General features: G+C 60.0%; 15 protein-coding genes and 2 tRNA genes. 6 read left to right on the forward strand and 11 right to left on the reverse strand.

Features of this window, described 5'->3' with window-relative positions; genetic code table 11:
* Window positions 1-43: 43 nt before the first annotated feature.
* From LG371_RS03560 to LG371_RS03580, 5 genes are all read right to left on the reverse strand, one after another.
* Window positions 44-415 (reverse strand): type II toxin-antitoxin system HigA family antitoxin, encoded by a 372-nt coding sequence (locus LG371_RS03560; RefSeq protein WP_067592581.1) that lies wholly within the window; start codon window positions 413-415, stop codon window positions 44-46.
* Between the two features lie 3 nt (window positions 416-418).
* Window positions 419-721, reverse strand: a complete 303-nt coding sequence (locus LG371_RS03565) for a type II toxin-antitoxin system HigB family toxin (protein ID WP_067592579.1) — start codon at window positions 719-721, stop codon at window positions 419-421.
* An 84-nt stretch (window positions 722-805) separates the two neighbouring features.
* Window positions 806-880, reverse strand: a tRNA-Arg gene (locus LG371_RS03570).
* Between the two features lie 32 nt (window positions 881-912).
* Window positions 913-1,356 carry a DUF441 domain-containing protein gene (locus LG371_RS03575; RefSeq protein WP_067592576.1) on the reverse strand — a complete coding sequence of 148 codons (444 nt, stop codon included), beginning with the start codon at window positions 1,354-1,356 and terminating at the stop codon, window positions 913-915.
* Window positions 1,357-1,381: 25 nt separating this feature from the next.
* Window positions 1,382-2,356 carry a polyprenyl synthetase family protein gene (locus tag LG371_RS03580; RefSeq protein ID WP_225747766.1) on the reverse strand — a complete coding sequence of 325 codons (975 nt, stop codon included), beginning with the start codon at window positions 2,354-2,356 and terminating at the stop codon, window positions 1,382-1,384.
* 387 nt (window positions 2,357-2,743) lie between these two features.
* Between LG371_RS03580 and ychF the strand changes: the two genes are divergently transcribed.
* From ychF to mscL, 5 genes are all read left to right on the forward strand, one after another.
* A complete protein-coding gene (gene ychF, locus LG371_RS03585; protein WP_225747767.1) occupies window positions 2,744-3,835 on the forward strand; it encodes a redox-regulated ATPase YchF in 1,092 nt (363 codons plus the stop codon).
* A gap of 115 nt (window positions 3,836-3,950) precedes the next feature.
* Window positions 3,951-4,838 (forward strand): hypothetical protein, encoded by an 888-nt coding sequence (locus LG371_RS03590; protein WP_225747768.1) that lies wholly within the window; start codon window positions 3,951-3,953, stop codon window positions 4,836-4,838.
* 12 nt (window positions 4,839-4,850) lie between these two features.
* Window positions 4,851-5,414 (forward strand): hypothetical protein, encoded by a 564-nt coding sequence (locus LG371_RS03595; RefSeq protein ID WP_225747769.1) that lies wholly within the window; start codon window positions 4,851-4,853, stop codon window positions 5,412-5,414.
* A 229-nt stretch (window positions 5,415-5,643) separates the two neighbouring features.
* Window positions 5,644-6,525, forward strand: a complete 882-nt coding sequence (locus LG371_RS03600) for a carbohydrate kinase (protein ID WP_225747770.1) — start codon at window positions 5,644-5,646, stop codon at window positions 6,523-6,525.
* Window positions 6,526-6,733: 208 nt separating this feature from the next.
* Window positions 6,734-7,171, forward strand: coding sequence for a large conductance mechanosensitive channel protein MscL (gene mscL / locus LG371_RS03605; RefSeq protein ID WP_067592561.1), 438 nt, complete (start codon window positions 6,734-6,736; stop codon window positions 7,169-7,171).
* 92 nt (window positions 7,172-7,263) lie between these two features.
* Here mscL and rng read toward each other — a convergent pair whose 3' ends face one another.
* The 5 genes from rng to LG371_RS03630 form a co-directional block, all read right to left on the reverse strand.
* The gene (gene rng / locus LG371_RS03610) at window positions 7,264-8,766 is read right to left on the reverse strand and encodes a ribonuclease G (RefSeq protein WP_225747771.1); all 1,503 of its coding nucleotides are present in this window, start codon (window positions 8,764-8,766) and stop codon (window positions 7,264-7,266) included.
* Between the two features lie 322 nt (window positions 8,767-9,088).
* The gene (gene tyrS, locus LG371_RS03615; RefSeq protein ID WP_225747772.1) at window positions 9,089-10,390 is read right to left on the reverse strand and encodes a tyrosine--tRNA ligase; all 1,302 of its coding nucleotides are present in this window, start codon (window positions 10,388-10,390) and stop codon (window positions 9,089-9,091) included.
* Between the two features lie 134 nt (window positions 10,391-10,524).
* A tRNA-Pro gene (locus tag LG371_RS03620) sits at window positions 10,525-10,601 on the reverse strand.
* A gap of 101 nt (window positions 10,602-10,702) precedes the next feature.
* Window positions 10,703-11,080 carry a hypothetical protein gene (locus LG371_RS03625; RefSeq protein WP_225747773.1) on the reverse strand — a complete coding sequence of 126 codons (378 nt, stop codon included), beginning with the start codon at window positions 11,078-11,080 and terminating at the stop codon, window positions 10,703-10,705.
* A complete protein-coding gene (locus LG371_RS03630; RefSeq protein ID WP_067592552.1) occupies window positions 11,077-11,283 on the reverse strand; it encodes a dioxygenase in 207 nt (68 codons plus the stop codon). The genes LG371_RS03625 and LG371_RS03630 overlap by 4 nt, the downstream gene beginning before the upstream one ends.
* Before the next feature lie 303 nt (window positions 11,284-11,586).
* Here LG371_RS03630 and dinG point away from each other — a divergent pair, with 303 nt between their 5' ends.
* Window positions 11,587-13,722, forward strand: a complete 2,136-nt coding sequence (gene dinG / locus LG371_RS03635) for an ATP-dependent DNA helicase DinG (RefSeq protein ID WP_225747774.1) — start codon at window positions 11,587-11,589, stop codon at window positions 13,720-13,722.
* Between the two features lie 88 nt (window positions 13,723-13,810).
* Here the strand turns inward: dinG and cysI are convergent, their stop codons facing one another.
* Entirely contained in the window at window positions 13,811-15,583 is a 1,773-nt protein-coding gene (gene cysI / locus LG371_RS03640; RefSeq protein WP_225747775.1) for an assimilatory sulfite reductase (NADPH) hemoprotein subunit, read from the reverse strand.
* Between the last annotated feature and the right edge of the window lie 71 nt (window positions 15,584-15,654).

The following is a 15,654-nucleotide window of genomic DNA, read 5'->3' on the forward strand; positions in this document are numbered from 1 at the left end:
CGCTGCCGTCCCTTCTGAATCCGAATTTTCTGCAATACGGTTTTCAGGTAGCCCGAATCAGCGTATCGGCGGAAATACCGAGCTTGTCGTGCAGGCGGCGGATCATGGCCAAACTGAGCGGGCGGGTGCCGTTCAGCACCTCGTATACGCGGTTCGGTTTACCGATGATGCCGTCCATATCCTTCACTTCCAACCCCATTTGCTCCATACGGAACTTGATGGCTTCAATCGGCGTGGGCGGCTCCACCGGATATTGCCGCGCCTCATAAGCCTCCACCAAGGAAGCCAACACTTCAAAATAATCCGCCTCTTCTTGAGCAGCGGCATCGGGATTAGCGTCAAAAAACGCCTCCAAGCGCGCCAAAGCGGCACGGTAGGCTTCCTCGCTGCGGATAGGTTTCAACGCCGGCAACATGGTTCAACTCCTTTCTACAGTATCGGCACTGATTTTGTCGTATTCGCCGTGCGTGCCGACAAATTTGATGTATACATAGCCCGCCCCGAACCATATCGCGGCCACCAGCCGATAGCGGTTGCCTTTGATGTTGAACACCACGCGGTTGTTTTTCAGAATGCTGGCCGTGGCAAACATTTGCTTGATGTCGTGCATATTGCGCCAATCGGCATGCTTCACCTCGGCATACCATGCCTTGAGCGGCTGCTCGGCATCCGGATGGATTGCCCAAAATTCGCGCAAAGTGGAAACGGCGATAATCTTCATGGGATAAGAATCTAGTCCCATATTAGGATGAAGTCAAGCAAATGAAAAAAGGCTACCTGAAAATTTCAGGTAGCCTTTTCATCATGGCCCCGCCGACAGGAATCGAACCTGTATTTTACGCTTAGGAGGCATACGTTCTATCCGTTGAACTACGGCGAGAAATCAAAACTCAAAATTTATGCTGCTATCCATCACTTCCCGGCCAGAAACGACAAAATCCCCGCCGCAATCAGCGGCCCCACCGGGATGCCGCCCAAAAAGGCCACGCCGATAATCGTGCCCAGCAGGAGGCCGGTTACCAACACCGGCTGTTCGCTCATCAGCGGCACGCCGCGCCCGGCCAACCACGCCACCAGCACGCCCACCGACACCGCCGCAAACATTTTCCAGTTCATAAACCCGGCCAGGCCGGGAATTTGGATTTTGCCCGACACCAGCGGGCTGAGCACGCCGATGGTCAGCAGGATGATGCCCGCCTGCACGCCGTATTGTTCGGCCAGCGGGATATAGCGCGCCAGCAAGGTTTGCTGCATCAGGAGCAGCACGGTGGCGGCGATGGTGATGGATTGGTTATTGCTGAGCACGCCCAGCAAAATCAGCATCACCAAAAACAGCGGGATAAGGTTCAGATGCAATTATCTATTCCCAATAAAAAGGCCGCTATGATACACGCGCCAGCGATTCTTCGGCAAGCTGGCGCATGGCTCGGGCCACGTCGTTATCCGGCAGCGCTCCCAGGCAGGCCACGGCTTCGTCCATCGCTTTGCGCGCCTCGTTCACGCAATAGGCCAGCGCATCGGATTGCGCCACATAGCCGTGGATTTGCTCGAAATAGCTGCGGTCGGCGTGCTCCAGCGCGTGGCGCACGGCATCGGCCACGGGCGGCGCGGCGTTTTGCATGAGGTAGATCAGCGGCAGGGTGGGCTTGCCTTCGGCCAGGTCGTCGCCCACGTTTTTGCCGGTTTCGGCCACGTTGCCGGCGTAATCCAGCACGTCGTCGATAATTTGGAAGGCGGTGCCGATGTGGCGGCCGTAGTCTTTCAGCGCGGCCTCCTGCTCGGGCGTGGCGCCGGCCAGAATCGCGCCCACCTGCGCGGCGGCTTCAAACAGCTTGGCGGTTTTGTATTGGATTACCTGCACATATTCGGCTTCGGTGATTTGGGTGTTGCCGATGTTCATCAGCTGGAGCACTTCGCCTTCGGCGATGATGTTGGTGGCATCGGCCATCACGTCTAAAATCTTCAAGCTGCCGGAAGACACCATCAGCTGAAACGCACGGGTGTAGAGAAAGTCGCCCACCAGCACGGCGGCGGCGTTGCCAAACATATTGTTGGCCGTTTGGCGGCCGCGCCGCATTTCGCTTTCGTCCACCACGTCGTCGTGCAGCAGGGTGGAGGTGTGGATGAATTCCACCATTGCCGCCAGCGCGTAGAGCGGGTCTTGCTCGTAGCCCAGCACCTTGCCGGAGAGGATGGTGAGGATGGGGCGCAAACGCTTGCCGCCGGCGCTGATGATGTAGCGCCCGATTTGCGAAATCAGCGCCACTTCCGACTGCACCGCGCGCTCGATCACCGCATTAACGCGGCCCAAATCGCGGGGCAGGTGTTGCTGGAAATAAGGCAGGTGCTCAAGCATAATGGTGTGCGGCTCTGTAGTTATTCGGTATGGCGGCCGGGCCAACGCGCCGGCCAAACAGGGGCGGCATTATAACAGCCTTGCGCCCAAGCTGCCTATTTCCTGCCCTGCCGAAGGCTACCTGAAAGCGATGTTTGGGCGCAGCCCAAGCTGAGTTTCTGCGCAGCTAAAGCGCAACTTCAACGAAGTGAAAACGAGCGCTACAGGTTCTGCGTAGCCAAAAACACCGAGCCGGCATTTTCAGGTAGCCTCCCGCGCCCAAAAGGCTACCTGAAAATATCGCCAAGCCCGATGCAGAAGTTTTAACTGCGTTGAAGCTCACGCTTTCAGGTAGCCTTCTATGATAAAATCCGCCGATTTGATTCAACGGCATACTAAGGAACACCCATGAGCATGAAATGCGGCATCGTCGGCCTGCCCAACGTCGGCAAATCCACCCTCTTCAACGCCCTCACCCAATCCGGCATCGAAGCGGCAAACTATCCCTTCTGCACCATCGAGCCCAACGTCGGCATTGTGGAAGTGCCCGACCCGCGCATGGCGGAGCTGGCAAAAATCGTCAACCCGCAAAAAATGCAGCCCGCCATCGTCGAGTTTGTCGATATTGCCGGTTTGGTTGCAGGCGCGAGCAAAGGCGAAGGCTTGGGCAACCAGTTTCTCGCCAACATCCGCGAAACCGACGCCATTGTGAACGTAGTGCGCTGCTTCGACGACGACAACATCGTCCACGTATCCGGCAAAGTCGATCCGATTGCCGACATTGAAACCATCGGCACCGAGCTGGCGCTGGCCGACCTCGCCAGCGTGGAAAAAGCCATCCTGCGCGAAGGCAAACGCGCCAAATCCGGCGACAAAGACGCGCAAAAACTGGTGGCCCTATGCGAAAAACTGCTGCCGCACCTCAACGAAGGCAAGCCCGTGCGCTCCTTCGGCCTCGATGCCGACGAAACCGCCCTGCTCAAACCGCTGTTCCTGCTCACCGCCAAGCCCGCCATGTATGTGGGCAACGTGGCCGAAGACGGCTTTGAAAACAACCCGCACCTCGACCGCCTGAAAGAGCTCGCCGCCAAAGAAAACGCCCCCGTGGTGGCCGTGTGCGCCGCCATGGAGAGCGAAATCGCCGAGCTGGCAGACGACGAAAAAGCCGAGTTCCTCGCCGAAATGGGCTTGGAAGAGCCCGGCCTGAACCGCCTGATCCGCGCAGGTTACGACCTGCTCGGCCTGCAAACCTACTTCACCGCCGGCGTGAAAGAAGTCCGCGCCTGGACGATTCATAAAGGCGACACCGCCCCGCAAGCCGCCGGCGTCATCCACACCGACTTCGAACGCGGCTTCATCCGCGCCCAAGTCATCGCCTACGATGATTTTGTGTCGCTCGGCGGCGAAGCCAAAGCCAAAGAAGCCGGCAAAATGCGCGTGGAAGGCAAGGAATACGTGGTGCAAGACGGCGATGTGATGCACTTCCTGTTCAACGTGTAAAGCGCACGAAGGCTACCTGAAAAAAGTGCTCAACGATTTTCAGGTAGCCTATTCTTCGCCAGGCTACCTGAAAGCGCGAGCCTCAACGCAGTTAAACAATGTATTCTTTGCCATCATGAAAACCCCGCTCCTCCTCGCCCTGCTCCTCAGCACCGCCGCCAGCCACGCGCACACCGCACTCGCCCAGCCCCACCGGCTGCAAAAAGCCATGCCCAGAGCGCAAACCCCCGAGCAAATCGTTCAACTCTACTACCGGAACTATTCGCAGCAACACCGCTGCTTCCGAGCCAGCCCCTCAGACGCAGAATTAGAATACAACTCCAACGAAGGCGGCGAATTCTGCATGCGCCAAACCAAACGTGAAATCCGCCAAACAGCACAGGGCAGGCTGATGTATCTGCTATACACCGGCGATATGTTTGACTTTGATAAAGGTGAAAGCAGCGGTGGCCGGAGGCAATCCGGCTTGGCTGGCATATTTGTGCTGAAACAAGAGAACGGTGGCTGGCAACTGTTGGCAGCTAAACACTACATCGAAATCGGGACTTATGGCCTCACGCCCGAAGCCAAATATTGGTCATTCCGCCAATTCGGCAGAGAGCGTTGGGGTTTTATGACGCCTATATCCTACCTAAACCACGGTTATGCCAGCTCGGAAATTCTTATCTTTATCCACAACGGCGCAGGCAAAATTAGCGAAAGCCGCATCACAACCGAAACAAGTAACGGCTACTATCTAGACAACTGTCATACCAACCGCGACACCTATCGACCCAATACTCCCGCCGAGCGCCAAAAATGCCGTGCCGAATGGTATGAACTATCCGCCTCCTTCCGCATCATGCCCCACGCCCGCCCCACTGCAGGCATCTACCCGCTGCAGCTCACTGTATCCGGCTTCGACGGCTTCAAACGCTACCGCAACCAAGCCTTCCTCATCCACTATAATGCCGCACAAGAAAAGTATGTCGAGCCCCAAACCTACCCCTTGGCAAACAAATAAAGAAACCAACCCATGAAACCATCCCGCCTATTCCCGCTCCTAGCGCTGGCCGCCCTATTCGCCAGCCACACCGCCCAAGCCGACCCGGCCAACGAGCGCATGCGCCGCGAAGCCGACCGGCAGCTTCAAGAGCGGATAGGGCACTGCCTGCAAATTTACGGCAACCAAAACTGCATACCCGCCGCGCAACAGCCGGCCGAACCACGCCGCCCGCCAGACCCGCGCAGCATATTAAGCCCCGCCGAACGCAGAGCCCTGGAAGAACAATATCGGCGCAACAACCCCAGCGGCTGCACCCCGCCCGATGCCAACGGCGCCCAAACCTGCTTCTCCCTCACCCAAGGCGAACGCGCCTCCATCAGCCTGCAAAACCGCCGGGGTGAAATGCACGGCCCGCGCCTGAACTACCGCTACATCCCGCAAAACCAACGCTACCAAATCCAAGAGCGCTACAGCTTCATCCTCAGCAACAGCGGCCACTGCGAATTCGCATCCGTCCGCCCCGATTTGCTGGCCGACAGCACCCGCATCTCCTGCGCCGAAGCCTTCCGCCGCCTCGGCATCGGGCAGAATTGACAGCCCTTCCTCTTCTTCCCCATCGGCCGTTAAACAGACAAAGCAGTAAAATGCTTGAGGCTACCTGAAAACATCCCCACCATTTTTCAGGTATAGTGGATTAACAAAAACCAGTACGGCGTTGCCTCGCCTTGCCGTACTACTTGTACTGTCTGCGGCTTCGTCGCCTTGTCCTGATTTTTGTTAATCCACTACATCCTCCCCCAACCCCCAACCTTAGAGAGTCATCATGAAAATCAGCAGCTTCGGCGAAGTATTATGGGACGACTTTCCCGGCGGCAAAGCCCTCGGCGGCGCCCCGCTCAACATCCTGGTGCGGCTCGCCTCCCTCGGCGCCGAATGCAGCATCATCAGCCGCTGCGGCCGCGATGCCGACGGCGAAGAACTGCTGCGCCAGATTGCCGAACGCAACGTGGCCGCCGATCTCGTGCAGATCGACGAAGAACACGCCACCAGCCTGGTGAAAGTGCTGCTCAAAGCCGACGGCAGCGCCGGCTACGAAATCGTCTATCCCTGCGCCTGGGACAAAATCCGCGTCACCGAAGCCGCCCTCGCGCGCGTGGCCGAATCCGACGCCTTCATCTACGGCAGCCTCTCCGGCCGCGACCCCGTATCCCGCGCCGCGCTCGAGCAGCTCCTGCCCGCCGCCCGCTTCCGTGTGCTCGATGTGAACCTGCGCAAGCCGCACTACGACGCCCAGCGCGTGCTCAGCCTGATGCAGCAGGCCCACCTCATCAAGCTCAACGACGAAGAGCTCTACGAGCTCGCCGCCGCCTTCGGCTCACCCTACCGCAGCCTCGAGCAAAACCTGCACTACCTCGCCCGCCACACCCGCACCGACCACCTCTGCGTTACCCTCGGCCAACACGGCGCGCTCTACTTCCGCCATGGCGAAATCCTCGCCCACCACGGCTTCCACGTAAACGTGGCCGACACCGTGGGCGCGGGCGACAGCTTCCTCGCCGACTTCCTGCACCAGCTGCTCTCCGGCGCTGCCCCCGCCGACACCCTCGCCTTCGCCTGCGCCATCGGCGCCCTCAACGTTACCCGCCACGGCGCCACCCCCGCCATTTCCTTGGCAGAAATCCGCGCCCTGATGCAGCCGGGCTGATCCGTTCAGCCCGCATTGGCGTTTTCGTTTTCAGGTAGCTGCAAATAGCCGCCATATCCTGCCAAACAACAGCAGCGAAATCGAATAATCTGCCCATTCCCGCCCCGCCCCACCAACACTTAACAAAACTTATCCGCAACATACAGACGGCGGCACACAAAACCATTATCATGCCGCCGATTTTTCACCACACTTAAAGGAAACACACATGGCACTTCGCGACGAATTCAAAGCCTTCATCATGCGCGGCAACGTGATCGACCTTGCCGTCGGCATGGTGGTGGGCACCGCCTTTTCCGGCATCGTTAAATCATTGGTGGACGACGTAATCATGCCGCCCATCGGCCTGATTTTGGGCGGCGTGGATTTCTCCAACCTGTTCATCACCCTGAAAGACGGCGCCAACGCCCCCGCCGAAGGCTACGCCACCCTCGCCGCCGCCCAAGCTGCCGGCGCGGTAACGCTCAACATCGGCCTCTTTATCAACACCGTAATCAGCTTCCTGATTATCGCCACCGCCATCTTCGCCGTGATCAAAGGCATCAGCAAACTGCAAAAAGAAGCCCCCGCCGCCGAAGAAGCCCCGGCCGAACCTTCCGAAGAAATCCTGCTGCTGCGCGAAATCCGCGATTCGCTGAAAAAATAACCGCCGCACAGCGCAAAAGGCTACCTGAAAATTTTAGCTTCGCAGAAACTTCGCTGCGCTGCGTTTTCAGGTAACCTTTTCTTCGCTCCGCGCTACAACAACACGATATCAAACTGCTCCTGCGTATAGCTGCCTTCCACCATCAGCGAAATCGGCTTGCCGATGAAATCGATGAGCAGCGCCAGCGATTGCGATTCTTCGTCTAAAAACAAATCGATCACCGGCGGAGCGGCCAGAATGCGGAATTCGCGCGCGTCGAAGCGGCGCGATTCGCGCACGATTTCGCGCTGGATTTCGTAGCACACGGTTTGCGTGGTTTTCAGGTAGCCCCTGCCCTGGCAAACCGGGCACGGCTCGCACAATACGTGGTTGAGGTTTTCGCGCGAACGTTTGCGCGTGAGCTCCACCAGGCCGAGGCTGGTGAAGCCGTTGAGGGTAACGCGGGTGCGGTCGAAGCGCAGGGCTTTGGCCAGCTCGCCGAGCACGGCTTGGCGGTGTTCGTCGCTGGCCATGTCGATGAAATCCACAATAATCATGCCGCCGAGGTTGCGCAGGCGCAGCTCGCGGGCAATGGCGTGGCAGGCTTCGAGGTTGGTTTTGAAGATGGTTTCGTCGAAATTGCGCGCGCCCACGAAGCCGCCGGTGTTCACGTCGATGGTGGTCATGGCTTCGGTGCTTTCGATGATGAGGTAGCCGCCGAAGTTTAAATCCACGCGGGGCTGGAGCGATTGGTTGATTTCCTGCTCCACGGGGAAAAGCTCGAACAGGGGCTTTTCGCCCTGATAGTGTTGGATGCGCTCCACGGCGCCTTGCACGTATTGGCTGGCGAAATCCTGCATGCGCTGGTAGTTATGGGCGGAATCGACGAAGATTTTTTGGGTGTTGCCGTTGAACATGTCGCGCAGCACGCGCAGGCTGAGCGGCAAATCTTGGTAGAGCATGGTTTCGGGCGGGCTGTTTTGGGAGCGCTGCCGGATGTCTTGCCAGAGTTTGGTGAGGTAGTCGATGTCGGCTTGCAGCTCTTCGTCGCGGGCGGTTTCGGCGCTGGTGCGGATGATGTAGCCGTGGTTGCCTTCTTCTGGCAGCAGGGCTTTGAGGCGCTCGCGCAGGTCGTTGCGCTCATTTTCGTCTTCGATGCGCTGGGAAATGCCGATGTGGCTGTCTTGCGGCAGATACACGAGGAAGCGCCCGGCCAGCGAGATTTGGGTGGAAAGGCGGGCCCCTTTGCTGTTGATCGGGTCTTTGATTACCTGCACGAGAATGGTTTGCCCTTCAAACAGCATATGCTCGATGCGCTGGGTTTCTTCGGGCTTTTGGCGCTGTTCGAGCACGTCCACGATGTGCAGGAAGGCGGCGCGCTCCAGGCCGATGTCGATGAAGGCGCTCTGCATACCGGGCAACACGCGCCGCACCACGCCCAGATAAATATTGCCCACCAGGCCGTGGCCGCTGTTGCGGTCGATGTGCAGCTCGCACACTTTGTTTTCTTCCAGCAGCGCCACGCGGGTTTCCTGCGGCGTGATGTTTACCAGGATGGTTTCCGGCGGGCGGGCGGCTTCGTCGGCCAGCCGGATTTGGTTGATTGCCTGTGTCATTTTTTTCTCGATTCAATAGTATTTTGCAGAACAGGCGGGGAATGCCTGCGCGTTCTGCAAAATCTACTGTTTGGCCGGAGCATGGCTTTCGTTCTACGGCGGAAACCGGGCAAGCGCAGCGGCGAATCATACGCCGAAAGCCGCCCTGCCGACACCCTGCCCGCCGGCGGAGAAACGGTTTGGCCGGCGCCGGAACCTGCCTTTCCAAGCCGCCTTGATTGCCGGATGATTGGCAATATTTTCAATAGGTAAACTAACAGAAAGGCTACCTGAAAAATGCCGCGGCAGATTTTCAGGTAGCCTTTCGCTTGGCTTTAGAAGATTATTGCCACACCAAGAGCGCGTGGTTGCGTTTGCCGCGGCGCAGGATGGTGTATTTGCCGAAACATTTGTGCGCGTCGGCGATGAGGTAGGCATCGTCGGGGCGTTCGGCGGCGTGGTTCGGGTTGTTCTGCTCGGCGGGCGCGCCGTTGAGCAGCACCGCTTTGCTGTTCACAAAACCGCGCGCTTCTTTGTTGGACGAAGCCAAGCCGGTTTTCACCAGGGCTTCCACCACATTGAGGCTACCTGAAACTTCAAATGCGGGCAGGCCGTCGAGGGCGAGCTGTTCGAAGTCGCTTTCGGTGAGGCTGCTTTGGTCTTCGGCAAACAGGCTCTCGCTGATGCGCTGCGCGGCGGCGAGGGCTTCTTCGCCGTGAATCAGGCGCGTCATTTCTTCGGCAAGGATGCGCTGGGCTTCGGGCTTGGTGCCGCTGGCTTTATCTTGGGCTTCGATGGCGTCGATTTGCTCGATGCTCAGGAAGGTGAAGTATTTCAGGAATTTATATACGTCGGCATCGGCCACTTTCAGCCAGAATTGGTAGAACTGGTAGGGCGAGGTTTTCTTCGCGTTCAGCCACACCGCGCCGCCTTCGGTTTTGCCGAATTTGGTGCCGTCGGATTTGGTTACCAGCGGCAGGGTCAGGCCGAATACTTGTTTTTGGTTCAAGCGGCGGGTGAGGTCGATGCCATTGGTGATGTTGCCCCATTGGTCGGAGCCGCCGATTTGCAGCAACGCGCCGTGGCGTTTGTTCAGCTCGGCGAAGTCGTAGCTCTGCAACAGCGTGTAGGCGAATTCGGTGAAGGAGATGCCCACGTCGTCGCGGTCAATGCGCTGCTTCACGGATTCTTTGTTCAGCATGGCGTTTACGGAGAAATGCTTGCCGATGTCACGCAGGAAGCTTAAGCAGTTCATGCCGGCAAACCAGTCGGCATTGTTGGCCATGATGGCGGCGTTTTCGCCTTCAAAGCTCAAAAACGGTTTGAGCTGGTTGCGGATGCTGTCCACCCAGCCGGCCACGGTTTCGGCGGAATTGAGGCTGCGCTCCACCGCTTTGAAACTGGGGTCGCCAATCATACCGGTTGCACCGCCCACCAAAGCAATCGGCGTGTGCCCGGCCTGCTGGAAACGGCGCAGGGCGAGCACGGGCAGCAGATGGCCGATGTGCAGGCTGTCGGCAGTGGGGTCGAAGCCGCAGTAGAGGGCGATTTTCTGTTGGCTCAACAAAGCGTCCAGCGCTTCGATGTCGGTGGTTTGCGCGATGAGGCCGCGCGCTTGCAGGTCTTGGATCACGGAAACAGTCATAACGGTTTTCTTTGCGATAACTGGATGGGAATGGGGAATATTTTTTCAGGTAGCCTTTGAGGCCTAAGGGCGCAGCATCGTTTGCGCCGCACCAAAACAAAAAGACTTGGCAGCACCAAGTCTTTTTAAAAAGCTGGTCGGAATGAGAGGATTCGAACCTCCGACCCCTTCGTCCCGAACGAAGTGCGCTACCAGACTGCGCTACATTCCGAAAGAAGGTGCATTATAAGCCCGGGCACGCCGTTTAGCAAGCACATTCTGCGCCTTTGGCGCATTTCCGCGCGATGCGTCCGCCCCTTCGCCGTGCAGGTTTTATGCTTCTTTCTTGACCACCGCCCTGCCCCGCGCCGCCTGCACCTGCACGGCAAAATACAGCGCTGCCGCCGCGCCGGCCATATCTGCCGCCGCATCCAGCCAATCGGCCTGCCGTGAAGCCGTGAGCGTGCCCTGCGCCCACTCGCTGCCCGCAGCCAGCACCAGCGCCGCCGTCAGCAACGCCCTCACCGGCACCGCCCGCCGCCGCTGCAAAAACACCTTGGCCAGCAGCCAAAACTGTCCGAAAAACAAGCCCGCGTGCACGACTTTGTCGAAATGGGCAAACGGCGGCGGCGTGTTGCCGCCCTCGTGCAGCAGCAGCGCATACACTATGCCGGCAAACCACAGCTCGCTCAGCAGAAGCCAGCGGCTCACGCGCCGTGCTCCGAGAGCCAGTCGGCGCACATCATCGCCAGCCGCGTAAACCGCCCGCCGCGCGCATCCAACACCGCCTGCCACTGCGCCACTTCCTCCGCTGTGGGCGCTTCGTCCAGGCTGCACTCGTTGAGCCAGAAATCCAGCGTTTCCGCCGCCGCGCCCACCGTTTCCGTGCGGAAAAATTCCAAGAGTTCAGACATTGCCTTCTCCAAACGTTTGATTTGCGATGCGGCGGATTGTACTTGCCTTTTGAAGCAGCCGCCATCGGCTTCCAGGTAGCCTGCCGCCGGTATAAAGGCTACCTGAAAACGATGTCTTGGCGTATAGCCAAGGCTGAGTTTCTGCGAAGCTAAAGCGTAAGCTTCAACGCAGTTAAAACGAATACACTAAGTTCCTGCGAAGCTAAAACCAGCGCCAGCCTCAAGCCATATTTTTCAGGTAGCCTCTCCGCCCGCCCACCCATAATCTCTTATAATACCCGCCTCTTTCCCGCCCTTGCCGCCATGCTCACCGATTTAGAAAAAGACGCCATCCGCCGCCACTACCAGGCCATCAGCGAAAACCTGCCCCATTTCCGCCCGCGCAAAGCGCAGCGCGAAATGCTCGCCGCCGTGGCCAACACCTTCTCGCGCAGCCAGGAGCAGGCCGAAGGTGCCGAGCCGCCCAAACGCGAGGGCGAGAGCATCGCCGTAATCGAAGGGCCCACCGGCGTGGGCAAAAGCCTGGCCTATCTCTTAGCCGGCGGCATCATGGCGCAAACGCGCGGCAAACGGCTGGTGGTGTCCAGCGCCACCGTGGCGCTGCAAGAGCAGCTCGTGGGGCGCGATTTGCCGTTTTTAGTGGAAAAAAGCGGGCTCGAGCTCACCTTCGCCCTGGCCAAAGGCCGCGGCCGCTACCTCTGCCCCTACAAGCTCTACCAGCTCACCCAAAGCCAGGCGCAGCAAACCCTCGCCGGCTTCGACACCCCGCAAATCCTGTGGGACAGCAAGCCCAAGCCCGAAGAAATCCAAACCCTGCGCGAACTGGCCGACGCCTTCGCCGAACGCCGCTTCAACGGCGACCGCGACACCTGGCCGGAAAAAATCGACGACGCCCTCTGGCTCAAAGTAAACAACGACAACTACGGCTGCCTCAAAGCCGCCTGCCCCAACCGCCCCGAGTGCCCCTTCTACCTTGCCCGCGACACGCTCGAAACAGTGGATGTGGTGGTGAGCAACCACGATTTGCTCATGGTAGACATCGGCATGGGCGGCGGCGTGATCCTGCCCGCGCCCGAACACAGCTTCTACTGCATCGACGAAGCCCACCACCTGCCCAAAAAAGCGCTCAACCAGTTTGCCGCCGAACATTCGCTCAACCAAGCCGTGTGGGCGCTGGAAAAACTGCCGCAAATCACCGACAAAATCGCCGCCCTCGCCGACAAAGCCGAACTCGCCAACCTGGCCGACGAAGCCGCCGCCAGCCTGCTCGACAGCCTCTACGAATGGCAGTTCCACCTCGGCGACACCCCCGAGCTCGCCTACAACGACAGCGGCCGCAACCCGCAATGGCTGTGGCAAGACGGCCAAATCCCCGAAGCGCTCGCCCTGCTCGTGTCCAACACCGCCGCCGCCGCGCAAAGCCTCTACAAGCACGCCAACGGCCTCAACGACGCCCTCTCCGCCGCCCGCCGCGAAAAAGACAGCGACAGCGCCCAAATCGACCGCCTCAGCAGCGAATTCGGCATCTTCCGCGCCCGCATCGAGCAAATCAGCGCCGTGTGGGACCTGCTCGCCACCGAGCCCGCCGGCGACGCCCCGCCCCTGGCCAAATGGATAGAATGCAGCCACGGCAGCGACAAAACCGATTACTCCTTCCACGCCTCCCCCGTGAGCGCCGCCGCCATGCTCGCCGCCGGCCTGTGGCGCCGCGCCGCCGGCGCCGTCCTCACCTCCGCCACCCTGCAATCGCTCGACAGCTTCGACCATTTATTAAAGCAAACCGGCCTGCACTGGCTGCCCGAAACCACCACCCTCGCGCTGGAAAGCCCCTTCAACTTCCCCGCCCAAGGCGAGCTCTACCTCCCGCCCGTGGCCGCCAGCCCCAAGCAGGCCGAAGCCCACACCGCCGAAATCGCCGAATGGCTGCCCAAGCTCATCAGCCCCGAAGAAGCCGTGGGCACCCTCGTATTGTTCTCCTCGCGCAAACAAATGCAAGACGTGGCCCTGAGGCTACCTGAAAGCCACCTGCCGCTCCTGCTCATCCAAGGCGACCAGCCCAAAGCCATCCTGCTCGAACGCCACCGCCAAGCCGTGGCCGGCGGGCGCGCCAGCATCCTCTTCGGCCTCGACAGCTTCGCCGAAGGGCTCGACCTGCCCGGCAGCGACTGTGCCCACGTCATCATCGCCAAGCTGCCCTTCACCATGCCCGACCACCCCATCGAAAAAACCCGCAGCCGCTGGATCGAGCAGCGCGGCGGCAACCCCTTCATGGAAATCACCGTGCCCGAAGCCGGCATCAAGCTCACCCAGGCCGTGGGCCGCCTCATCCGCACCGAGCACGACTACGGCCGCATCACCATCCTCGACAACCGCATCCTCACCGCCCGCTACGGCAAACAACTCCTCGCCTGCCTGCCCCCGTTCAAACGCATCGGCTGACTGGCGCGCGGCAAAAAGGCTACCTGAAAACCGAAAAATGGTTTTCAGGTAGCCTTTTTCTTGCCGTGCCGTTTCGCCGGATGTCGATTTAGGCGGCGGAGGCGGCCCAGAAGTCGCGCGGGGGATCGAGCACGGGGCGGACGATACCGCTGCGCACGGCGTAGTCGCCGAAGCCTTCGCCTACCTCCCTGTGTTGCGCCCAGCCGGCAATCCAGTCGGCGAGGATGGCGAGGATTTCGGGCTCGGTGATGTTTTCTTTATAGAGGCGGGGGATGCGCGTGCCTTGGCGGTTGCCGCCGGCGTAGAGGTTGTAGCGGCCGAGGGCTTTGCCCACCAGGCCGATTTCGGCGAGCATGCTGCGGCCGCAGCCGTTGGGGCAGCCGTTTACGCGCAACACGATGTGTTCGCCGCCCAAGCCGTGTTCGGCCATAATTTCGTCCACGCGGTCGAGGAATTCGGGCAGGAAGCGTTCGGCTTCGGCCATGGCCAGCGGGCAGGTGGGCAGGGCAACGCAGGCCATGCTGTTTTCGCGCTGGCGGGTAACGGCGGCGCTGATGAGGCCGTGCGCGCGGGCGATTTGCTCAATGCGCTCTTTTTCGCCTTCGGGCACGCCGGCCACGATGAGGTTTTGGTTGGCGGTGAGGCGGAAGTCGCCTTGGTGGATTTCGGCGATTTGACGCAGGCCGGTTTTGAGCGTTTTGCCGGGGGCGTCGGTGATGCGGCCGTTTTCGATGAAGAGGGTGAGGTGCCATTTTTTGTCTTCGCCCTGCACCCAGCCGATGCGGTCGCCGCGCGAGGTGAATTCGTAGGGGCGGGAAGGCTGGAATTGGGCGCCCATGCGGTTTTCCACTTCGGCGATGAATACTTCGGTGCCCACGCGCTCGAGCGTGTAGCGGGTTTTGGCGGCTTTGCGGTCGCTGCGGTTGCCCCAGTCGCGCTGCACGGACACCACGGCGGCGGCGCAGTCAAGCACTTTGTCGAGCCCGATGAAGCCGAATTCGCGGGCGGTGTTGGGGTAGGTTTTGGTATTGCCGTGCTCCATGGAGAGGCCGCCGCCCACGAGCACGTTGAAGCCGACGAGCTTGCCGTTTTCGCCGATGGCAACGAAGTTTAAGTCGTTGGCGTACAGGTCTACGTCGTTGTGCGGGGGGATGACGACGGTGGTTTTGAATTTGCGCGGCAGGTAATTGGCGCCGAGCACGGGCTCGGTGGCGTCGCCGCTTTTCACGCTGTCGGCGAGCGGGGCGGTGGGGGTGGTTTCGGTGGATTCCACCTTTTCGCCGTCGAGCCAGATTTCGGCGTAGGCGCGGGATTTGGGCAGCAGGTGTTCGCTGATTTTCTTGGCCCATTCCCAGGCTTCGCGGTGCAGGCTGCTTTCCACGGGGTTGCTGGTGCACAAGACGTTGCGATTTACGTCGCCGGCGGTGGCGATGGTGTCGAGGCCGAGTTTGTGCAGCCATTGGTGTACGGCTTTGATGTTGGGCTTGAGGATGCCGTGGTATTGGAAGGTTTGGCGGTTGGTGAGGCGGATGGAGCCGTAGAGGGTGTGGCTGCCGGCGAATTGGTCGATGCCGATCCATTGCTGCGGGGTGATGACGCCGCCGGGCAGGCGGCAGCGCAGCATGACGTTTTTGAGGTTGTCGAGCTTTTGTTCGTGGCGCTCGGCGCGGATGTCGCGGTTGTCTTGCTCATACATGCCGTGGAAGCGGATGAGTTGGAAGTTGTCGCCGTTGAAGCCGCCGGTGAGGCCGTCGCCGAGGTCTTCGGCGATGGTGCCGCGCAGGTGGCGGCTTTGGCCTTTGAGGCGTTCGTTGTCGGCAAGGGGCTTGGGGAGTTTGGCGCGGGGGTCGGGGGCGGTCATGGCGTTTCCTTTGGGTTTGGGTGTTTGGGGTTTTCAGGTAGCCTTTTTACGGTCTGCTTGGGGCTACCTGA

The sequence above is a fragment of the Eikenella sp. Marseille-P7795 genome, assembly GCF_916618725.1.
Taxonomy (GTDB): domain Bacteria; phylum Pseudomonadota; class Gammaproteobacteria; order Burkholderiales; family Neisseriaceae; genus Eikenella; species Eikenella longinqua.